Here is a 19493-nt window from a genome sequence, read left to right on the forward strand (position 1 = left end):
CAACTCAACTGTCGACCTTGACTTGAAGGTTCTCCGCACACGGTCACCGAGTCGGACCTCGACCTGAGGTCGAGGGTTGTCGTCGGCGTGGCGCGGACGCGGGAGCGACGCCCCCGGGAGTCAAGGGGGTGCATCGTCCGGCCGCCCCCCGTTCGGCGGCGTCCCGGGCTCGTGCGGACCGCCAGGCGCGGTGAAGTCGTTGGCGGTGACGTGGTCGAGAAAGTCCCGGAACCGTTCGACCTCCTGCTGCTGCTCGACGTCGACGACCTCCACGCCGGCGACGGCCACCACCTCCGCCGAGCACAGCACAGGGCTGTCGGTCCGGACGGCCAGGGCGATCGCGTCGGACGCCCTCGAGTCGAGCCGTGTGCCGTTGGACAGGATCAGCTCGGCGAAGAACACCCCACCGTCCAGAGCGACGATCTCGACCTGCTCGAGCTCCACCCCGACGGCGCGCAGCAGGTCGCGCAGCAGGTCGTGCGTCATCGGGCGCGGGGTCACCAGGCCGGCCTGAGCCATCGCGATGGCCGACGCCTCACGTGCCCCGATCACGATCGGGACGGCGAGGTTGGCGGCGGCATCGAGAAGCAGCACGACGATCTCTTGATCGTGCTGCTGCTGGCGCACACCGAGGACCTCGACCGGGACCATCGGTGCGTCGCTCGCCTCGTTGGGGTCCACCGATCCACGGTACGACGGTGGTGCTCCGCACGTCGCCCGGGAGGCCGGCCGATCTCAGACCAGGTCGCCGGAGCCCTGTCGGACCCAGGTCGTGTGCAGCCGGGCGAGCAGCTCGCCGACCTCCACGGCCAGCTCGGCGCCCTGTGCGCGCGCCGAAGGAGTCTGCTGGCTGCGGTACGGCGCCACGAGCTGGTCCACGAGCCCGACGTGCCGATCGGCCGACGCCCGCAACGACCGCAGGTGCCGCGGCTCGATGCCGTGCTCGGCGAGGCGCGCCGCGATGCGCACGACGTCGGGTGCCCCGGCGTCCAGCTGGTTCCCCGCCCGAGCCTGCAGCACGCCCGACGACACGAGCTGCCGCACGAACTCCACCGTGGTGTCCGTCGCCTCGGCGACCGTCTCTGCGGTCCAACGACGCCGCGCGACCTCCGGGGCAGCTCCCTCCTCGGCGAGGCGGGGCACCGGGCCGGGCGCGGGCTCCCCCGCGTCCATCTCGGCGAGGCGCTCCTTGATGACCTTCAGCGGCAGGTATGAGTCCCGCTGCTCCGTCAGGACGAAGCGGAGCCGCTCGACGTCCGCCGGGCTGTACTGGCGGTAACCGGACGGGGTGCGCACCGGGTCGATGAGCCCCTGGTCCTCGAGGAAGCGCAGCTTGGAGTGCGACACCGACGGGAACTGCGGGCCGAGCTGTGCCAGGACGTCGGAGATCCGCATCGTCGCCCTGCGGGAGATCCCCTGCGGCCAGGGCTCGGGCGCCTGCTGGCCCGCCGGCTCCTCGCCGTGCGCGGCCTGCGCCGCCGTCACGAAGCGGGCGCCTGCGGGTCCCGCGGCGCCTGCGGGCTGGCGTGGAACGACATGCGGAACTTGCCGATCTGGACCTCGTCGCCCGTGGCCAACGGGACCGAGTCGATGCGCTCGCGGTTGACGTACGTCCCGTTGAGGGAGCCGATGTCCCGCACCACGAACCGGTCGCCCTCGCGCGCGAACTCGACGTGCTTGCGCGACACCGTCACGTCGTCGAGGAAGATGTCCGCGTGCTCGCTGCGACCGGCCACGGCACGGTCGGAGTCGAGGAGGAACCGCTCGCCCACCGCTCCCGACCCGTACTGCACCACGAGGAGCGCCGAGTGACGCGGGAGCGCCGCCACGGCGGCCGCTTCCTCCGCCGTCAGCGGGATCCGGAACGACTGCTCCTCCGCGGGCGCGCCCACGCGCCCCAGGTGCGCGGTGGTGTCCACACCCGCCTGGTGCGGCGGAAGAGCGCGGGGGTCCGTCATCAGTCCTCCTGTGAGGTCGGGCCGGGTGAGTCGAGCGACGCTGTCACCGACGCGGACCCGATGTTCGGTGCCCACGGATGGCCGGCAGTGCGTCCGACGTGCGCCGTGGTCCGACAAACCTACCCCGTGCATGGCAGGACCGGGAAGCCCGGTAACGGCACGGCGGGCATGCCCGGACACGTCATTCCTGCGACCGTTCCGGCTTCGCGTACTCCGGCTCCTGCGGATCGGTCACCGCGGTGATGGTCACCTCGTCGCGCCGCTCCGTCGTCGCGTCCGCCCCCGCCGTCCGCACGGTGGCGAGCGCGCCGCCGGGGATCTCCAGGGCGCGGTCCACCGTCTCCGGGTCGCCAATCACCGTCCACTCGTACGGGGACTCCAGCGGCGTCCCGTCCACGACGATGCCCGAGTCCTCGTCCCGGAACCAGGTGGACGTCACGAGGCGAACCTCGTTGACCTGGACGACCTCCGCCCCGGCGTTGCGCAGCTCCTCGAGCACGTTGAACAGCTGCGACGCCTTGAGCCCGCCGGACGCGTCCTCGATGGTGACGACCACACCGGGCCCCTGCGCCGGGAGCCGTCCCGAGAGGATGCCCTCGGACTCCGCCCGCTGCTGCGCCAGCTCGAGCGCCGACTGCGCCTGGCCCGAGCCGGACAGCAGCTCGTCGCGGGTGGACTCCAGGCCCGCCACCTCGTCGCCGAGCTGCTCCGCGCGGTCCGTCACCTCGTCCAGCAGCCGTACCAGGTCCTCCTGGCGCGCCGAGGAGAGCTGGTCCGACGCGGACTGCTGCACCTGCACCACGAGCGCGAAGCCCAGCGCGGCGCACAGCACCCCTGCCAGCACCTGCGAGCGGGTCATCCGGGGCCGCAGCGCCGCCCCCAGGCGTCGCCATCCGCTCGGCGCGTCGGCGGGCAGCGGCTCCGGGTCTGCGGGACCGGCAGGGGCGGCCGCCCGGTCGTCTGGGACCTCCTCAGGGGCGGCAACCTTTTCGGGGGCGGGCACCTCCCCCGGCTCGGCGAGCTCCTCCGCGTCGGTGGTGGTCTCGGTACTGGTGGTCTCCGTGCCGGGGACCTCGTCGAGATCAGCCGTGGTCTCCGTGGCCTCGTCGGCGCGCTCGTCACCGCAGACGCCGTCCGGCAGGTCGGCGGGCGCCTCCTGGGCGGGGGCTTCAGGCTCTTCGGTGTCGGTGTCCGCTGCCGGGGCGTCCTCGTCGTCGGGGGCGTCCGACTCGGGCTCCTCCCCCGGGTCCTCGTCGTCGGGCGTGACGTCGTCAGGCTTGGCGCCGGGGGCGGGATCTTCGTCGTCCGCCTCGGCATCCAGCCCGACGTCGACGTCGGGCTCCGCGTGGCCGGTGTCGTCAGGGACGTCCCGACCGTCGTCGTCCGACGCACCCGGACCGGCTCCCGGCTGTGTGCTCATCGGGTGCTCACGCCTTGAAGAGGTGCCGGCGGATCGCGGCCGCGTTGGAGAAGATGCGGATGCCCAGCACCACGACCACGGCCGTCGACAGCTGCGCGCCCACGCCCAGCTGGTCGCCGAGGAAGACGATGAATGCCGCGACCACCACGTTCGACAGGAACGACACCAGGAACACCTTGTCGTCGAACAACCCGTCGAGCCTGGCGCGCAGGCCGCCGAACAACGCGTCCAGTGCGGCGACCACCGCGATCGGCAGGTAGGGCTGCAGCGCCACCGGCACCGTCGGCTGCAGCACCAGGCCTACTATCACGCCGATCACGAGCCCGATCGCAGCGATCATGAGCGTTCCTCCTCGTTGTCCGACGACGAAGTGTCCGGCGATGGGGAGCCCTGCTGCGGGGAGTCCTGGGACCCCGTACCGGACGGTGCTGCGTACCTCAAGGTCTGGTTCCCCACGCCCGGGAGCGAGAGGTCGCTCTGCGGGACCAGGCTCGACTGGATCCCGTAGCGCGACCCCAGCAGCTGCAGGTAGGCAGGAGCGCCGGACCGAGCGTACGCGGTCTGCATGTCGTCGCTGTCACCGATCGCACGGATCACGTACGAGGGCCCGGGCAGGGGCACCAGGTCGACCAGGATCGCGTCGCCGGCGTTGCGGATCGCGGAGAGCGACGTGAGGCGCTGGTCGTCGACCGAGATCGCCTCCGCACCCGACGCCCACAGGGCGTTGACCACCGTCTGCACGTCGGCGTCGCGCACGCGCGCGCTCGGGTCGGGGTCGGACTCCGACTGCGCGCCGTCCCCGTCCGACAGGGTCACGACGATCCCCGGGCCCGTCACCGCGGACGATCCGCTGAGCAGACCGTCCAGCTGCAGGGTCTGCAGCAGCTCCGGGTCCTCGCTCGCCAGCGCGGAGTGCTGCAGGGACTCGACCTGCGCGCTGAGGTCCACCGACTCGCGCTGCAACGACTCGACCGTCCCGCGGCGGTCCACGATCTGGTTCTCCAGCACCTCCCGCGCCGCCGCGACCTCCGACTGCGGGGCGCGGAGCTGACGTGCCGCGGACACCGTCAGCAGGCCGAGCGCGACGGCGAGCAGCACCAGGAGCACCACGCCCGTCGTGCCGCGACGGGACGGCACCCCGGCCTGCTCGGCCGCCGCACGCCGCTCCGCGGCCTCGGCGTACCCGGGGTCGAGCGGCTTCTCCATCACCTCGACCAGCAGCGTCATGGACGCGTCCGGCCGCCGCCCGCCCGGCGGTCGCTCCGGCGCCGTCATGCCTGACCCTCCTGAGAGTCGTCCGCCGCCCTGTCGGCGCTCGCGGCCCCCACGAGGGCGCGCGTCTGGCGGACGTACTGGACGCCCGCGACCCAGTAGAGCCCCACGCCCCACCAGGTGAACGCCCACCCCACGACGTGCGCGACCGCCCCGATCCCGCCCGGCACCATCGCGAGGAGGAGCAGCGGGAACGCGTACAGCAGGGCGAACGTGCCGGCCTTGCCCACGAACGTCACGGGCAGGGTGCCGTACCGGTGCCGAGCGAGCACCGGCATCAGGCTCACCAGCATGAGGTCCCGCGCCACGATCACCACGAGGAGCCAGAGCGGGACGATCTCGCGCCAGGCCAGGCAGATCAGGGTGACGAAGATGAAGAGCCGGTCCGCCGCCGGGTCGAGCATCTGCCCGAGGCGGGTCACCTGGCGCAGGCGGCGCGCCAGCACGCCGTCGAGCCAGTCCGTGAAACCGGAGAACGCCAGCACGGCCAGGGCCCACACGTCCTCGCCCACCACGATCAGCACCGCGAAGACCGGCACCAGGGCCAGGCGCAGCAGACTCACCAGGTTCGGGATCGTGAAGACCCGGCTGCTGATCTCCTGGCCCTCGTGCACGCGCACATCTTACGCAGTGGCCGAACTCACCGGCTCCGGGCCACGCGGCCCGCGCCCCACCCCGTAGGATGGGAAAACCTTCGGAGTTCGTCGTGCCTCCCGCGTTTTCGTGCGACCCCGGTCAGAGAGCCGGGGCAGGTGTGTGTCCGGGACCGAGCGACCGCCTCGCCCTCGTCGGCGACGCAGGACTCCTCCCCCACCGACGAAACGGTTATTGCCTTGAGCAACCCTGACTCCACCCTGCCCATCGAGCAGCCCACCGAGCAGCCCACCGAGGCGCCTGCCCCGACCGGGCCCACGTTCAGCGACCTCGCCCTGCCGCCCGCGCTGCAGGCTGCCGTCGACGACCTCGGCTTCACCACGCCGTCGCCGATCCAGTCCCGCGCCATCCCCGAGCTGCTCGCCGGCCGCGACATCACCGGCGTCGCCCAGACGGGTACCGGCAAGACCGCGGCCTTCGGGATCCCCCTGCTCGCCGCGCTCGACCCGAACTCCTCCGTCGCCGGCGGGCACATCCAGGCCCTCGTGCTCGCCCCCACCCGCGAGCTCGCGATGCAGGTGGCCGAGGCCGTCGAGTCCTTCGCCACCCACCTCCCCGGGGTGCGGGTCACCTCCGTGTACGGCGGCTCCCCCTACCAGCCGCAGCAGCGCGCCCTCCGCGAGGGCGTGCACGTGGTCGTCGGCACCCCCGGCCGCATCATGGACCACCTCGAGCGTGGCTCGATGTCCCTCGACGGCGTCCGCTTCCTCGTGCTCGACGAGGCCGACGAGATGCTGCGCATGGGCTTCGCCGAGGACGTCGAGACGATCTTCGGCCAGGCACCCGCCAAGCGCCAGGTCGCGCTGTTCTCCGCGACCATGCCGCCCGCGATCCGCTCCGTCGCCGAGAAGCACCTGACGAACCCCGTCGCGATCGCCGTCTCTCGCCAGTCCTCCACCGTGTCGACCGTCGAGCAGACCTTCGCCGTCGTGCCGTTCCGGCACAAGATCGGCTCCCTCGTCCGGGTCCTCGCGACCTCCGAGGCCGACGCGACCATCGTCTTCACCCGCACCCGCAAGGACGCCGAGGAGGTGGGCGCCGCCCTGGTGGAGCGCGGCACCTCGGCAGCCACCATCTCCGGCGACGTCGCCCAGAAGGAGCGCGAGAAGATCGTGGAGCGCCTCCGCTCCGGCGCCCTCGACGTCCTCGTCGCCACCGACGTCGCCGCCCGCGGGCTCGACGTCGAGCGCGTCGGCCTCGTCGTCAACTACGACATCCCCCGCGAGGCCGAGGCCTACGTGCACCGCGTCGGCCGCACCGGCCGCGCCGGCCGCACCGGCCGCGCGCTCTCTTTCGTCACCCCGCACGAGCGCGGCAAGCTCAAGCACATCGAGCGCACCATCCGGGCCACCCTCACCGAGGTGGAGATCCCCTCGCCGCGCGACGTCTCCGAGCACCGGGCGCGCCGCCTCCTCGACGCCGTCGCCGCCCGCATCGAGGGCGGCCGCCTCGACCTGTACAGCGGGCTCCTGCGCGAGCACGCCAAGTCCCAGGTCGCGACCACCGACACGGACACGGACACGGACGGGGACGGGGACGCCGAGACGACCCCCGCCCCGGCGACCGACCCTGCGATCGGCCAGAACGACGTCCTCCAGGTCGCGGCCGCCCTCCTGGCGCTCGCGGTCGGGGACGACGGCCCCCAGCAGCGCGCCGCGCAGGAGGAGCACGAGCGTGAGCGCGCCGAGGCGAAGGGTGGCCGCACCCGCGAGACCCACCGGGCCGAGCGCACGGAGCGGGACGGCGACCGGACCGGGCGTCACCCCCGGTCCGACCGCGACGACCGTGGCCGCGGCATCCGCCGTCCGGCCGCCGGCACGCGCTACCGGATCTCCGTCGGGCACACGCACGGCGCCCAGCCGCGCGGCATCGTCGGGGCGCTCACGAACGAGGGCGGCCTGTCCGGCGGTGACATCGGCAAGATCGACATCTTCGGCAACTTCTCGCTGGTCGACATCACCCGTCCGCTCGACGACGCGACCATGAACCGGATCGGTCGCGCGCACGTCGCGGGCAAGCCGCTGCGGATCTCGCTGGACCAGGGCGCTCCCGAGCGTCATGCCCCGCGCACCGAGCGGCCCCGCACGGACCGCGACCGTCGGCCGGCCCACTCGATCTGATCGACACGCCTGACACACGACGACGCCCCGCGGCCATCCGGCCGTGGGGCGTCGTCGTGTGCGGGTCGGGTCAGGAGCCCGCAGGGTCGGGCGTCTCCCCGAAGCTGGTCACCAGGGCGCGCAGGCGTCGCGCCTCGGCCATCCCTCGCTCGCCGTCGGCCCGCTGGATCCCCATCACGGCCAGCGTGCCGCCGTCGGCCAGGTCCAGGCGGACCCATGGGTCGTTCGGCCCGAGCCGCACCTCGACGATCTCGGGCCACGCCAGGCGCCGCGAGTAGATGAGGTTGCGCACCCGCAGACCCTCGCGGGTCGGGACGGCGTGCACGCCGCCGAGGCGCCACAGCAGCCACGTCACGGCCAGTGCGAAGACGACGAACGACGCCTTGTTGACCGCGGGCGCACCGAGAGGTCCGCTCGCGGCCAGGCCCACGACGACGCTGCCGACGGCGGTGAAGACCCACACGACCCAGGCCGACACCCTGCCCCACAGCGGCCGGAACGTCCGGAACCGCGCCGCGTCGTGCGGCGCGTCGGTGGGGGTCATGCGCACCACGCTGCCACCGTCAGCACCCGTACGACACCGCAGCAGCACCCGCCGCGGTGCCCCCAGGTGTCACAGCCGGCTGGCGTGGATCGACGTCACGATGATCCCGCGCGCCCCGACCTCGTAGAGCGCGTCCATCACCCGGTTGGTCTCGGCCCGCTTCACCATCGACCGCACCGCCGCCGACTCGCCGTTGTGCAGCGGCGACACCGTGGGCGACTCGAAGCCGGGCGTGACCGCCACGGCGGCGTCGACCAGCTCGATCGGGACGTCGTAGTCCATGAGCACGTACTCGTGGGCGGTGATCACGCCCTGCAGGCGGCGGGTCAGCACCTCGAGACCCGCCGGCTCGGCGACCTCGGTACGGCGGATCAGCACCGCCTCGGAGCGCAGGATCGGCTCGCCGAAGACCTCGAGGCCGGCGGCGCGCAGCGTGGTGCCGGTCTCCACGACGTCGGCGATGAGGTCCGCCACCCCGAGGCGCACCGAGCTCTCCACCGCGCCGTCGAGGTGCACGACCGCCGCGGGCTCGATCCCCCGCTCCTCGAGGTACGAGCGCACCAGCGTGGTGTACGACGACGCCACCCGCTGTCCCGCGATCTGCTCCACCTCGGTCATCGCCCCGGCGGGGGCGGCGAAGCGGAACGTCGAGCCGGCGAACCCGAGCGGCAGCTGCTCGACGGCGTCCGCGCCGGAGTCGAGCAGGAGATCACGCCCCGTGATGCCGACGTCGACGGTGCCGGAGCCCACGTACACCGCGACGTCACGAGGGCGGAGGAAGAAGAACTCCACGTCGTTGTCGGGGTCGGCGAGCACGAGCTCGCGGGAGTCGCGGCGCTGGCGGTAGCCGGCCTCCCGCAGCATGTCGGAGGCCGGGACGGACAAGGAGCCCTTGTTGGGGACGGCGATGCGGAGCACAGCAGGTACCTCGTTCTGATCAGGTCGGGACGCGACGGACGGCAGGGCGCGCGCGGAAGGCCGCGGGACCGCACCAGGTGGTGCGGTTCCCCGGGGCCGGGCGCTCACAGATGCGTGTACACGTCCTCGAGCGTCAGCCCCTTGGCCAGCATGAGCACCTGCAGGTGGTAGAGCAGCTGCGAGATCTCCTCCGCCGCGGCCTCGTGCGTCTCGTGCTCGGCAGCCATCCACACCTCGGCCGCCTCCTCCACGATCTTCTTGCCGATCGCATGCACGCCGGCGTCCAGCTCGGCGACCGTCCCCGACCCTGCGGGACGGGTCGCGGCCTTCTCGGACAGCTCGGCGAACAGGGACTCGAAGGTCTTCACCCGCTCAGCCTAGAGGCCGGACCCCGGCCCCTGGGCTGGGTTCCGGGTTCCGGGATGGTGAGCTGGTGCTATCCCTACGCTTGGCACACTATTTTCTCCTGGAGAGTCCGATGGGTCGTCGAGTCGATCGATTCCGTGGGGTGTCCGACGCCGCCTTCCGGCAGCGCGTCAGTGCGCGTGCCGCCCGGCGAGAGAGCGCAGGGTCGCGATCTCCTCAGCCACGTCCTCCGCCCCGTACACGGCGGAGCCCGCGACGAAGACGTTCGCCCCGGCGTCCGCGGCCCGCTCGATCGTCGAGCGCGATACTCCCCCGTCGACCTGGATCCACACGTCCAGGCCGGACTCCCCGACCGCCTGGCGCGCGCGGCGGATCTTCGGGAGCGTGCCCTCGATGAAGGGCTGCCCGCCGAAGCCCGGCTCCACCGTCATCACGAGGATCATGTCGATCTCGGCCAGCAGGTCGAGGAACGGCTCCACGGGCGTGGCCGGGCGCAGTGCCACACCGGCACGGGCGCCGAGCCGGCGCAGCTCCCGGGCGAGCCGTACCGGCGCCGCGGCCGCCTCCGCGTGGAACGTCACCGACGCCGCGCCCGCCTCCGCGTACGCGGGCGCCCACCGGTCCGGGTCGTCGATCATGAGGTGCGCGTCGAGCGGCACGGGAGAGATCTGCGCGAGCCGCTCGAACACGGGCAGCCCGAGGGTGAGGTTCGGCACGAAGTGGTTGTCCATGACGTCCACGTGGGCGTAGTCCGCGGTGGCGATCGCGCCCAGGTCGCGTTCGAGGTTCGCGAAGTCGGCCGACAGGATGCTTGGGTTGATCAGCGCAGGCATACGGCCCAGCCTAGGCGCGGGAGCCACTACGCTCGCCCCGTGCCACCGCTCCCCTCCCCCGCCGGGTCCGCCGACACGCCGTCCGCGGCGGCCCCCGTCGTGCGCGCCGCCACCGCCGCGGACCTGCCCGCCGTCGCGGCGATCCTCGAGCCCTACGTGACCGGCACCGCCGTCACCTTCGACGAGCTGCCACCGGACACCGTCGTCTGGCGGCAGCACCTCGCCGACCTCGACGCCCGCGGGCTGCCCTTTCTCGTCGCGGAGGTCGAGGGCGAGGTCGTCGGGTACGCCTATGCCTCGCCGTGGCGGCCCAAAGCCGCCTACCGCTACACGGTGGAGAACTCGATCTACCTCGCGCCCGCGGCGCAGGGCCGCGGCCTGGGCACCCGGCTGATGGCGGCCCTCGTCGACGCGTGCGCGCTCGCCGGCGTGCGCCAGGTGGTCGCGGTCGTCGCCGACGACCCGGCTGCGGTGGCTTCGCTCCCCCTGCACCGGCGCTTCGGCTTCGAGGTGGTCGGGGTGCTGCGCGACGTGGGCGTCAAGCACGGCCGCAGCGTGAGCACGACGCTGCTGCAGCTCACGCTCGGCTGAGGGCCGCTCAGCCGGTGCGGCGCAGCAGCGTGAGGTGCATCGCGTCCGTGCCGTGCACGTGCGGCCACAGCTGCACGTCCAGGCCCGCCGCTCCCCCGTCCACCGCCCCGAGGTCGACGTCGGCCCCCGGCACGAGGACGTCGCGCAGCGCGCTGCGGGCGTCGATCCGCTCGGCGTCGTCCCGGCGGCGCAGGACGTCGTCGACGACGAGCCGCGTCTCCGCGAGGTGCGGCGAGCAGGTCACGTAGGCGACCACTCCCCCGGGGCGGACGGCGTCGAGCGCCGAGGCGAGCAGCTCGCGCTGCAGCACGGTCAGCGTGCCGAGGTCGGCGGGCGTGCGCCGCCAGCGCGACTCCGGCCGGCGCCGCAGGGCGCCCAGTCCGGTGCACGGCGCGTCGACGAGCACGCGGTCGAAACCGGCCGCCTCCTCGGCGCCGATCTCCCGCCCGTCGCCCGTGCGCACCTGCTCGACGACGCCCTCGGGAACCGCCCGCAGCGCCCGCTCCACCAGCCGCGTGCGGTGCGGCTGCACCTCGTTCGCGACCAGGGTCGCGCCGCGCTCGGCCGCCAGCGCCGCGAGGAGCGCGGCCTTGCCGCCCGGGCCGGCGCACAGGTCGAGCCAGCGCTCCCCCGTTGCTTTGCTCCCCGCCGCGGCGTCCCCCTCGACCGGGGCCCCGGCGAGCGCGAGGGTGACGAGCTGGGACCCCTCGTCCTGCACCCCTGCGCGGGCGTCCGCGACGGCCGGGAGGGCGGCAGGGTCGCTGCCGCCGGCGAGGACGAGCGCGGTGGGCGCCCAGCGGCCCGGCTCGAGGCGGACGTCGGCCTCCTGCGCCTCCTGCCGCAGCACGTCGGGGCCCGCGAGCCCCGGGCGGGCGACCAGGGTGACGCGGGGGGCGGCGTTGTCGGCGTCGAGCAGGTCGCCGATCTCGTCGGGGCTGCGGCCGTGGCCGGCGAGGGCCTCGCGCAGCGCCCGGGTGATCCACACCGGGTGCGAGCCCACCGTGGCGAGCGCGGTGACAGCGTCGGGAGCCTCGTGCGTCAGCCGCTCGAGCCACTCGTCGAGCGGGGTGCGGCCGACGGCGCGCAGGACGGCGTTGACCATCTGCGCGGGCCCGGCCCCGACCCGGTCCCGGGCGAGGGCGACCGTCTCCGAGACCGCCGCGTGCGGCGGCACGCGCATGCCGAGGAGCTGGTGGGCGCCCAGCCGCAGCACGTCGAGGACCTCGGCGTCGAGCTGGTCGAGCGGACGGCTGACGCACAGGGCGAGGACCGCGTCGTACCGGCCACGCAGGCGCAGGGTCCCATAGGCGAGCTCGGTGGCGAAGGCCGCGTCCCGGCCGGCGATGCGGCGCTGGCTCAGCAGGGGCGGCAGCACGAGGTTGGCGTACGCGTCGGAGCCGTCCACCTGACGCAGGACGTCGTAGGCCGCGTTGCGGGCGGGGTCGGTGCGGCGCCGGCGCTCGCCGGGCGCCTGGGCGCTGCGCTGCGCCTCGCCGCGGGGCCGGGCGGCGCCGCGCTGACGGCCGCGGTCGTCACGTCGCTCGTCGTTCATCGCGCCTCCCCTCCGAGCACGATGTCGCCTGCGGCGGTGAAGAGCCCGCGGGCGCCACGGGCCCAGTCGGCCGCGGCCATGGGCTTCTTGCCCACGGGCTGCACCTGGCCGAGCGCCACGGCGTGGGTGGCGGTGCCGACGAGCACCTCCTTCTTGCCCGCCCGCACCTGGCCTGGCGGGAGGTCGGTGACCTCGGGGCGCGGGGCGACGGGGCCGAGGCCGAGCCGGGCGCCGGGAGCCGCGTCGAAGCCCGGCGTCGGCGGCAGGGCGGTCCACGCCCCGGGGGCGGGGGTCACGGCACGGATGCGGCGGTCGACGGCCAGCGCGGGGTCGTCCCAGCGGACCCGGGCGTCGTCCGTGGTGATCTTGGGGGCGACCGACACGCCGTCCGAGGGCTGCGGCTGAGGGGCGAGCGTGCCGTCCTCGAGCGCGTCGAGGGTCGCGACGAGGAGCTCGGCGCCGCTGGTGGCCAGCCGGCCCAGCAGGTCGCCGGACGTGTCGCGGGGACGGATCGTCTCGGTGGCGGTGCCGAGCACGGGACCCGTGTCCATGCCCTCGTCCAGGAGGAACGTCGTCGCGCCGGTGACCGTGTCGCCGGCCAGGACGGCGCGCTGCACGGGCGCGGCCCCCCGCCAGGCAGGCAGCACGGAGAAGTGCAGGTTGATCCAACCGAGTCGGGGCACCGCGAGCACGTCGGGGCGCAGGAGGTGGCCGTAGGCGACGACGGGGGCGGCGTCGACGTCGAGGTCGAGCAGCCGGGCGAGGAACTCCTCCCCCCGGGGGCGGTCGGTGAGGACGGGGATGCCGGCCTCCTCGGCGGCGACCCGCACGGGGCTCGGCACGAGACGGCGCCCTCGGCCCGCGGGCGCGTCGGCCCGGGTGAGGACGGCGACGACCTCGTGCCGGGAGCCGAGCAGGGCGCGCAGGGAGGGGACGGCGGGTTCGGGGGTTCCGGCGAAGAGCAGACGCACCACCCGATCGTAGTCGGGCGAATAAGTGCTGTGGCCGCGAGCGCCGCGGCCCTAGCCTGCGGGGCATGCCCACCGACCAGCCGGACCCCCTGCCCGACGAACCGACGAGCCTCCCGCCCGCGGAGGTGCCGGGCATCGTCGTCCGCCGTGAGCGACCCGAGGACGTGCCGGCGGTGCTGGAGGTGGTCCGCGCGGCCTTCGGGGACGAGGGCGACACCGTGGCGCGGCTCGTGACGGCGCTGCGCGGCTCGCACGCCTGGCGCGACCTGTCCTTCGTCGCGGTGCGGGACGGCCGCGTGGTCGGACACGTGCTGCTGACCGGGTCGTGGCTGGACGCTCCCCGGCGCCTGGTGGACGTGCTGGTGCTCAGCCCCCTCGCGGTCGCGCCCCAGGAGCAGGGTGCGGGCGTCGGGTCGGCACTGCTCCGGTACGCGCTGGACGCGACGGCGGGGCGGCCCGAGCCGCTGGTCTTCCTGGAGGGGCACCCGGGCTTCTACCCACGGTTCGGGTTCGTGCCCGCGGGCGGGCTGGAGTTCCGTCCGCCCTCCGAGCGGATCCCGGCCGCCGCGTTCCAGGTGCTGGTCCGCGAGCGCCACGAGCCGTGGATGACGGGCGCCCTGGTGTACGCGGACCCGTTCTGGCAGCTGGACTGCGTGGGTCTGCGCGACCCGGACGCCTAGGGCCTGTGGCAGCGATGCGCCGGTCGGCCGGTGCGACCCGGGGGTGAACACTGTGGCCATGGTTCGCCTCCGCGAGTTCACGCTGGACGACGTCGAGGCCCACAACGCGGGCGAGGACGACGAGACGGTTCGCTGGCTCACCGAGGGAGTGGCATCGACCCCGGAAAGCACCGCCCGCTGGATCATGCGATGTCGACGCGTGCATACCGGCGCGGAACCCGGGGAGCGGGCGTACGCGGTGGAGCTCGACGGGCGCCTGGCCGGGATGGTGGCGATGAACCCGGAGCCGGTGGAGGGCTCAGGGCCTGGGGACGTCAACGTCTCCTACGCCGTCCATCCCTGGGCACGGGGCCGCGGCGTCGCGACGCAGGCCGTGCGCCGGGCAGCCGAGATCGCCGATAGGTGCGGCCTGGGGGCCACCCTCCTTGTCCGCGTCGAGCCGGGCAACGGGCCGTCGCTCGCGGTCGTGAACCGGCTGGCTGCGCGGTACGAGGGCGACCTCACCTGCACTGACGGCAGTCGGCTCGCCATCTTCCGCGCGCCGTTGCGCGACGTCGCGCGAGGATGACGCATGGAGCCACCGACGGGGAGCCACCGACGAGCAAGCGGTACGCGGCCGCATGAGGGAGGGCGTTCACGTCAGTCCGCCTGCTCGATGTCACCCATGACATCCGACCAGGCCGTGTCTCCTCATCGAGGCTCGATCAACTCGTGCACTCGTCGCGTGGCATTCATGAGCACCCGCTCTGCTGCTTCCTGTGACGGAACGGCCCCGAGGGCGATGTCGGATGCGACACGGGCACCTACCTGGCTGGTGTCCTCGACGAGCTCCCGGGTGCCCGGGGCCTAGGCCTGGACACGTCCGTGCGTGCGCTGCGTTCGACCGCTGGCGCCCACGAACGCGCCGCCGCAGTGACCTGGGCGCGCCTGGCGCATCATCAACTCCTCCCGGTCACTGATGAGCGCGACGGCGGGGGACGACACCTGAATCAGGCCGTAGGGACTGAAATCCTGGACGGTCTGCTGTGGAGGCTCATAGGCTCACGACGTGGCCGCCACTGGAGCTGCGCTCCTCACCCTCGCCATCGTGCTCTTTTCTGTGGGAGCCCACCCAGCGCTCGTCATCCTGGCGTTGTGGCTAGGCCTCCCACTCCTGGTCGTCGGCCTGGGTGATCGTCCGAGGGGATCGGGCAGGTCCGAACTCTGAAGCACGCCCTCGAAGGCTCGACCGCCACTCGCCGGTCCGGCCCTCCTGAGCCGGGCGGCCCCCGCCCGCGGTGCGCGGGCGGGGACACGCCAGGTCCGGCTCAGGCGAGGGTCAGCCCGCGATGGGGGTGGCGGCCCCGCTGAACGGGTCGAGGGAGATGTACGCCTCCACCGGGTCGCCGTCGTGCACGAGGGACTCGTGGGCGCCGACGTCGTCGAACGCGAAGGCGTACGCGCGGCCGTCGGCCATCTGCGCGTGCACGAGCTTGGCGTACTCGTTGGTGACCGCGTCGGCGTAGAAGCCGGAGTCGTCCGCTTCGGGCTGCTCCGGGTTCGTCAGGAGCGTGGTGCGGTTGAACCCGGCGCACAAGGTCCGGGCGATCGGGCCGACGACCTGGTCGTTGGGTGCGAGCAGGTCCTTGTGGCAGCCGAAGATGCTGTCCGTGGAGGGGCGGGGGAAGGTGGCGACCACCTGGCCGGTCCCGTCGGTGAACTGCATCTCCTCCCCCACGACCCGGCCGGTGTACCGGATGCTCGGGTCCTCGGTGAACGGCGCGACGGTGAGGTCCTGGTCGCGGTACTGCTCCCAGACCCGGTCGACGTAGTCGGCCATGAGGTCCTCCGGCACGGCGCCGATCCCCAGGCCGTGACTCGGGTTGAGCGCGCGCAGGACGCTGCCGTCGGGGGCGCGCTGGACGAGGTTGCCCCAGTCGCCCGGGGCCTGCTCGAGCCGGTCGAAGAACTCGGTGAAGCCGTCGGGGCGGAGCATGCCGGTGCTGGCCGCGCCGCCGTCGCCGCCGCGGACCCCGACCTGGTAGGGGGCGGAGAAGAAGTCGACCTGGGTGCTGTTGATCCACAGGCCGGCGTCGTTGAGGGTGTACTCCGTCCAGCTGAACAGGATGTCCCGGTTGGGGTCGGTGGGGTTCTGCACGGCCGGCTGCACGAGCCGCCCGTCGTTCACGATCTGGAACGTGAGCTTCTCGCCGTAGGAGAAGTACACCCGCCCGGAGAGCTTCGGCAGCTCGATGGTGGCGACCTCGCCCGCGGCGGGTCCGGGGATCGAGGCGTCGGGTGCGGGCTCCGGGACCTCCCCGGCGTCGGGCCACGGGTGGAACCCGCCGGCGGCGTCGGCGTACCCCATCTCACCGGTCTCCAGGTTCTCGCCGATCACGTACAGGTACACCGGACCCCGGTCGGCGTCGTTGGTGACGGTCAGGGGGATGGTGCTCGGGACGGCGGTCGCCGCGGGGCCTGTGGCCGCCACCATGCCGGTGGCGCCCAGGGCTGCGGCGCACAGCGCCGCCCATGCTCGGACGTGCTTGCGCATCTGTCTGTCCTCTCGGTCGCGTCATCGAAACCGTGCGGCACGCCCCACCACCGCGCTGGGTGGGGGCGTCCCGGGGACGCTAGCCACGTCAGGTGACACGTGCAACTAATGTGCGAGGCAACTTATTAGATCGAGTTCCGAGGAGGAGGGCCGACGGGGTGCTGCGGCTACTCCGGAGCGACCTTGAGCCCGAGCACGCGCAGGCCCGCCCGCAGCCGGAGCGTCGAGACGAAGCGCACCGCTCGGAAACCCAGGGCGCGGGCGGCCGCGACGTTGTCCGGGTTGTCGTCGACGAAGACGGCCCGGGCGGGGTCGACGCCGTGCGTGACGGCCAGGTGGCGGAAGATCGCCGGGTCGGGCTTGGCGAGCCCCACCCGCCCGGACACGACGACCTGGTCCATGAGCGCCGTGGCCGGCGCCGCGGGCGCCGCGTGCTCGAACAGCTCCGCCGACCAGTTGGTGAGCCCGACGAGGCGCAGGCCCGCCGCCCGCAGCTCGTCGACGAGGGCGGCCGACCCGGGGACGGGCCCGGTGAGGGTGCCGCGGAAGTTCGCCACGTACGCGTCCAGCAGGGGCCGCAGGTGCGGCCGGTCCGCGAGCGCCGCGCGGGCGTCGGCCCAGCTGCGGCCGGCGTCCTGGGTGTGGTTGAAGGCCGGGAAGTCGATCTCCGCCATCCAGGCGTCCACCTCCCCGCGGGTGCGCCCGGGGAACGCGCCGTACGGGTCCCACTCGACCAGGACGTTCCCGAAGTCGTAGACGACGGTGTCGATCGGCAGGTCGACAGGCACGGCGACAGGCATCTAGAGCATCTCCCTGGGGTCGACCTGGACGCGCACGCTGCCGCCCTCGCGCCGGGCGGAGCGCACCGCCAGCGAGGCACGCAGCTGTGCGGCGAGCTCGGCGCCCCGCGCGAGGGGCACGCGCAGCACGGTCCGCACCTGCGGCTCGAGGGCCGTCGCCGCGCCGCGGCGGCCGTCGGCCCCGTCGGGCAGCTCGACCGGCCCCAGGACGGCGTCCCCGGTGGCGAGGGCGACCCGGCCCACGAGGGCGTCCACGGCGCCCCGGTCGCCGGTGACGGCCGCGACCCGCACCGCCGGCGGGAGGCCGAGCTCGCGCCGCTCCGCGAGCTCACGGTCGGCGAACCCGCCGGGGTCGTAGCGCACGAGCGCGCCCGTCGGCGCGGGGGCGGCGTCCCCCACGAGCAGCACCTGGCCGCCCGCCCGGGCGGGCAGGACGAGGGCGGCGGCGGCCAACCAGCGGTGCAGCGCCTCGGTGGCGGTGGCGAGGCCGGTGCCCGCCGTCGAGACCGCGGCGTCCAGGAGCAGGGCGGCGGCGTACCCGCCGTCCGCGACGGGCTCAGCCCCGGGGGTCGCCACGACGAGCGCGGCCTCGTGCCCGACCCGGTCGAGCACGCCCCCGGGGGCCGACGAGGCGGACACGCGCACCGGCGTGCCGGGGAACGCCCGGCCGAGCTCCTCCGCCGTCCGGTCCGACCCCACGCGCACGGCCCGCAGGTGCGTGTCGCCGCACTCCTCGCACCGCCACCCGGCGGCCAGGCGCCCGCACCAGGCGCACTGGGGTGCGGACCCCCTGCCGGTCATGCCCAGCGGGCCGTGGCACTCGGCACAGCGGGCGGCGGTGCGGCAGCGAGCGCACGCGACGACGGGCAGGTAGCCGGTGCGCGGCACCTGCACGAGCACCGGCCCCCGCGCCAGGCCGTCGCGGGCCGCCCGCCACGCGGCGGTGGGCAGGCGCGCGGCCGCGCCCGGCCCCTCGGCGGCGAGCTCGACCGAGGTGAGCGCGCGCACGCGGGGCGCGCGGGCGCGCAGGACGTCCCGCGGGGCGGCGATCTCCCGCGCCCACCCCGAGGTGAGGAGCGCCTGGGCCTGCACGGTGCGTCCCGGGGAGGCCAGCAGGTAGGCCGCGCCCTCGAGGTCGCTCCGCAGCGCGAGCACCTCGCGGGCGTGCGGGTAGGGCGCGTGCGGCTCCGCGAGGGTGTCCTCGCCGTCCCCCCACAGCACGATCAGCCCGAGGTCGGGCACCGGGGCGAACATCGCGGCGCGCGTGCCGACGACGACGGTGCCCAGCCCGTGGCGCGCGCGTAAGAACGCCCGGTACCGCGGGGCGGGCCCGTCGTCGGCGAGGAGACGCACCACGTCGTCCACGCCCGCGGTCTGGAGGGCGGCGCTCGCGCGCTCCGCGTCCCGGGCGTCCGGCACGACCACCAGCGCGCGCCGGCCCCCGGCCGCCGTGGCGCGCACCGCCTGCGCGACGGCGGCCGCCCAGTGCGGGACGGACGCCGGCTCGTCCCCGTCGGGCGGCGCCAGGCCGGGCAGGGGCGTCCACACCGCGCGCGGGGCCTGCCCGGCGAGCAGGTGGCGGCAGAACGCCTCTCCGCCCGCGTACGGCGCCCATGCCGACGGGGCGGGCTCTCTCGCCGGGGCCTCGCCGTCCTCCCCCGCAGCGGCCGGGGCGTCGGCGGCCGCCGTGGCCTCGGGAGCCTCAGGGGCCGCCGTCTCGGCGCCCGTACCGGCGTCCTTCTCCTCAGGCGTCGCCAGGGCCGCGAGGACCTCCTTCTCCACGCGCGCGTGCCGCGGCGGCACGGCCAGGCGCAGCACGTCCGCGAGGGTGCCGGCGTAACGGTCGGCCACGGCCCGCGCCAGGCGCAGCGCGGGGGCCGAAAGGACCGGGTCCGGCGAGACCACGCGGCGTAGCGGCACGAGCCGCCCCTCGTGGTCCGACGCCTCGACGCGCTCCACGACGTACCCGGCAACCTCCTGCGGCCCGAAGCGGGCCCGCACCCGCACGCCCGGCTGCGCGTCGTCGGACATGGCCTCCGGCACGAGGTAGTCGTACACGCGGTCCAGGTGCGCGGGCTGGAGGTCGAGCACCACCCGGGCGACCGGGAGCTCCTCGGCGATCGGCGCGGCGCCGAGCGCGGGGGCGCGCCGCGACGCGCGGCCCTTCGCCTTGCCGCCCCCGGAACGGGGCGCCGGGACGTCGTCGAGCCCGAGCAGCGCCGGCTGCTCGGGCTCGAGGGTGTCGTTCACGGACCTATCTCATCACGCCCCGCCCACGGCC

20 protein-coding genes are annotated in these 19493 nt (G+C 74.4%); 4 read left to right on the forward strand and 16 right to left on the reverse strand.

Going from position 1 to position 19493, the window contains the following annotated elements; genetic code table 11:
* Positions 1 to 120: 120 nt before the first annotated feature.
* The 7 genes from AC1C2V_RS09425 to clsA all read right to left on the reverse strand — a co-directional run bounded on the left by AC1C2V_RS09425 (position 121) and on the right by clsA (position 5264).
* Positions 121 to 651 (reverse strand): bifunctional nuclease family protein, encoded by a 531-nt coding sequence (locus tag AC1C2V_RS09425; protein WP_495389502.1) that lies wholly within the window; start codon positions 649 to 651, stop codon positions 121 to 123.
* A gap of 84 nt (positions 652 to 735) precedes the next feature.
* Positions 736 to 1485, reverse strand: a complete 750-nt coding sequence (gene ftsR, locus AC1C2V_RS09430) for a transcriptional regulator FtsR (RefSeq protein WP_495389332.1) — start codon at positions 1483 to 1485, stop codon at positions 736 to 738.
* A complete protein-coding gene (locus AC1C2V_RS09435) occupies positions 1482 to 1958 on the reverse strand; it encodes an FHA domain-containing protein (RefSeq protein WP_495389333.1) in 477 nt (158 codons plus the stop codon). The genes ftsR and AC1C2V_RS09435 overlap by 4 nt, the downstream gene beginning before the upstream one ends.
* A 181-nt stretch (positions 1959 to 2139) precedes the next feature.
* Positions 2140 to 3378: a DUF881 domain-containing protein gene (locus tag AC1C2V_RS09440; protein ID WP_495389334.1), complete on the reverse strand. Its 1239-nt coding sequence runs from the start codon at positions 3376 to 3378 to the stop codon at positions 2140 to 2142.
* Positions 3379 to 3385: 7 nt separating this feature from the next.
* Positions 3386 to 3718, reverse strand: coding sequence for a small basic family protein (locus tag AC1C2V_RS09445; protein ID WP_495389335.1), 333 nt, complete (start codon positions 3716 to 3718; stop codon positions 3386 to 3388).
* The gene (locus AC1C2V_RS09450) at positions 3715 to 4653 is read right to left on the reverse strand and encodes a DUF881 domain-containing protein (RefSeq protein ID WP_495389336.1); all 939 of its coding nucleotides are present in this window, start codon (positions 4651 to 4653) and stop codon (positions 3715 to 3717) included. The genes AC1C2V_RS09445 and AC1C2V_RS09450 overlap by 4 nt, the downstream gene beginning before the upstream one ends.
* On the reverse strand, positions 4650 to 5264 hold the full coding sequence (gene clsA, locus AC1C2V_RS09455; RefSeq protein ID WP_495389337.1) for a cardiolipin synthase ClsA: 615 nt from the start codon (positions 5262 to 5264) through the stop codon (positions 4650 to 4652). Before clsA ends, AC1C2V_RS09450 begins: the two co-directional genes overlap by 4 nt.
* Before the next feature lie 219 nt (positions 5265 to 5483).
* On the opposite strand from clsA, the gene AC1C2V_RS09460 reads away from it, so the two are divergent.
* Positions 5484 to 7424: a DEAD/DEAH box helicase gene (locus tag AC1C2V_RS09460; RefSeq protein ID WP_495389338.1), complete on the forward strand. Its 1941-nt coding sequence runs from the start codon at positions 5484 to 5486 to the stop codon at positions 7422 to 7424.
* A 70-nt stretch (positions 7425 to 7494) separates the two neighbouring features.
* Here the strand turns inward: AC1C2V_RS09460 and AC1C2V_RS09465 are convergent, their stop codons facing one another.
* From AC1C2V_RS09465 to rpe, 4 genes are all read right to left on the reverse strand, one after another.
* Positions 7495 to 7968, reverse strand: a complete 474-nt coding sequence (locus AC1C2V_RS09465) for a PH domain-containing protein (RefSeq protein ID WP_495389339.1) — start codon at positions 7966 to 7968, stop codon at positions 7495 to 7497.
* Positions 7969 to 8037: 69 nt separating this feature from the next.
* Complete coding sequence (gene hisG / locus AC1C2V_RS09470; RefSeq protein WP_495389340.1) at positions 8038 to 8886, reverse strand: ATP phosphoribosyltransferase; 849 nt, start codon at positions 8884 to 8886, stop codon at positions 8038 to 8040.
* A 104-nt stretch (positions 8887 to 8990) separates the two neighbouring features.
* Positions 8991 to 9254, reverse strand: coding sequence for a phosphoribosyl-ATP diphosphatase (locus AC1C2V_RS09475; RefSeq protein WP_495389341.1), 264 nt, complete (start codon positions 9252 to 9254; stop codon positions 8991 to 8993).
* A gap of 168 nt (positions 9255 to 9422) precedes the next feature.
* Positions 9423 to 10085 carry a ribulose-phosphate 3-epimerase gene (gene rpe, locus AC1C2V_RS09480; protein ID WP_495389342.1) on the reverse strand — a complete coding sequence of 221 codons (663 nt, stop codon included), beginning with the start codon at positions 10083 to 10085 and terminating at the stop codon, positions 9423 to 9425.
* A 39-nt stretch (positions 10086 to 10124) separates the two neighbouring features.
* Here rpe and AC1C2V_RS09485 point away from each other — a divergent pair, with 39 nt between their 5' ends.
* Complete coding sequence (locus AC1C2V_RS09485) at positions 10125 to 10676, forward strand: GNAT family N-acetyltransferase (RefSeq protein WP_495389343.1); 552 nt, start codon at positions 10125 to 10127, stop codon at positions 10674 to 10676.
* Between the two features lie 7 nt (positions 10677 to 10683).
* Here the strand turns inward: AC1C2V_RS09485 and AC1C2V_RS09490 are convergent, their stop codons facing one another.
* Both AC1C2V_RS09490 and fmt read right to left on the reverse strand, forming a co-directional pair.
* Complete coding sequence (locus AC1C2V_RS09490; RefSeq protein ID WP_495389344.1) at positions 10684 to 12228, reverse strand: RsmB/NOP family class I SAM-dependent RNA methyltransferase; 1545 nt, start codon at positions 12226 to 12228, stop codon at positions 10684 to 10686.
* Positions 12225 to 13199 carry a methionyl-tRNA formyltransferase gene (gene fmt / locus AC1C2V_RS09495; protein ID WP_495389345.1) on the reverse strand — a complete coding sequence of 325 codons (975 nt, stop codon included), beginning with the start codon at positions 13197 to 13199 and terminating at the stop codon, positions 12225 to 12227. Before fmt ends, AC1C2V_RS09490 begins: the two co-directional genes overlap by 4 nt.
* A 65-nt stretch (positions 13200 to 13264) precedes the next feature.
* Between fmt and AC1C2V_RS09500 the strand changes: the two genes are divergently transcribed.
* The gene (locus tag AC1C2V_RS09500) at positions 13265 to 13879 is read left to right on the forward strand and encodes a GNAT family N-acetyltransferase (RefSeq protein ID WP_495389346.1); all 615 of its coding nucleotides are present in this window, start codon (positions 13265 to 13267) and stop codon (positions 13877 to 13879) included.
* 58 nt (positions 13880 to 13937) lie between these two features.
* A complete protein-coding gene (locus tag AC1C2V_RS09505) occupies positions 13938 to 14447 on the forward strand; it encodes a GNAT family N-acetyltransferase (protein ID WP_495389347.1) in 510 nt (169 codons plus the stop codon).
* Positions 14448 to 15197: 750 nt separating this feature from the next.
* Here AC1C2V_RS09505 and AC1C2V_RS09510 read toward each other — a convergent pair.
* From AC1C2V_RS09510 to AC1C2V_RS09520, 3 genes are all read right to left on the reverse strand, one after another.
* A complete protein-coding gene (locus AC1C2V_RS09510; RefSeq protein ID WP_495389348.1) occupies positions 15198 to 16412 on the reverse strand; it encodes a glycoside hydrolase family 64 protein in 1215 nt (404 codons plus the stop codon).
* 167 nt (positions 16413 to 16579) lie between these two features.
* The gene (locus tag AC1C2V_RS09515; protein WP_495389349.1) at positions 16580 to 17212 is read right to left on the reverse strand and encodes an HAD family hydrolase; all 633 of its coding nucleotides are present in this window, start codon (positions 17210 to 17212) and stop codon (positions 16580 to 16582) included.
* Positions 17213 to 19462 (reverse strand): primosomal protein N', encoded by a 2250-nt coding sequence (locus AC1C2V_RS09520; RefSeq protein ID WP_495389350.1) that lies wholly within the window; start codon positions 19460 to 19462, stop codon positions 17213 to 17215.
* Positions 19463 to 19493 lie beyond the last annotated feature (31 nt).

Source organism: Isoptericola sp. Y541 (genome assembly GCF_059445465.1).

What these genes read in the sequence shown, in the direction of transcription:
- AC1C2V_RS09450 (WP_495389336.1), bottom strand. Translation starts at nt 4,653, where the DNA reads ATGACGGCGCCGGAGCGACCGCCGGGCGGGCGGCGGCCGGACGCGTCC.
- rpe (WP_495389342.1), bottom strand. Translation starts at nt 10,085, where the DNA reads ATGCCTGCGCTGATCAACCCAAGCATCCTGTCGGCCGACTTCGCGAAC.
- AC1C2V_RS09510 (WP_495389348.1), bottom strand. Translation starts at nt 16,412, where the DNA reads ATGCGCAAGCACGTCCGAGCATGGGCGGCGCTGTGCGCCGCAGCCCTG.
- AC1C2V_RS09505 (WP_495389347.1), top strand. Translation starts at nt 13,938, where the DNA reads ATGGTTCGCCTCCGCGAGTTCACGCTGGACGACGTCGAGGCCCACAAC.
- AC1C2V_RS09435 (WP_495389333.1), bottom strand. Translation starts at nt 1,958, where the DNA reads ATGACGGACCCCCGCGCTCTTCCGCCGCACCAGGCGGGTGTGGACACC.
- AC1C2V_RS09440 (WP_495389334.1), bottom strand. Translation starts at nt 3,378, where the DNA reads ATGAGCACACAGCCGGGAGCCGGTCCGGGTGCGTCGGACGACGACGGT.
- AC1C2V_RS09500 (WP_495389346.1), top strand. Translation starts at nt 13,265, where the DNA reads ATGCCCACCGACCAGCCGGACCCCCTGCCCGACGAACCGACGAGCCTC.
- AC1C2V_RS09445 (WP_495389335.1), bottom strand. Translation starts at nt 3,718, where the DNA reads ATGATCGCTGCGATCGGGCTCGTGATCGGCGTGATAGTAGGCCTGGTG.
- AC1C2V_RS09490 (WP_495389344.1), bottom strand. Translation starts at nt 12,228, where the DNA reads ATGAACGACGAGCGACGTGACGACCGCGGCCGTCAGCGCGGCGCCGCC.
- AC1C2V_RS09515 (WP_495389349.1), bottom strand. Translation starts at nt 17,212, where the DNA reads ATGCCTGTCGCCGTGCCTGTCGACCTGCCGATCGACACCGTCGTCTAC.
- AC1C2V_RS09425 (WP_495389502.1), bottom strand. Translation starts at nt 651, where the DNA reads ATGGTCCCGGTCGAGGTCCTCGGTGTGCGCCAGCAGCAGCACGATCAA.
- AC1C2V_RS09465 (WP_495389339.1), bottom strand. Translation starts at nt 7,968, where the DNA reads ATGACCCCCACCGACGCGCCGCACGACGCGGCGCGGTTCCGGACGTTC.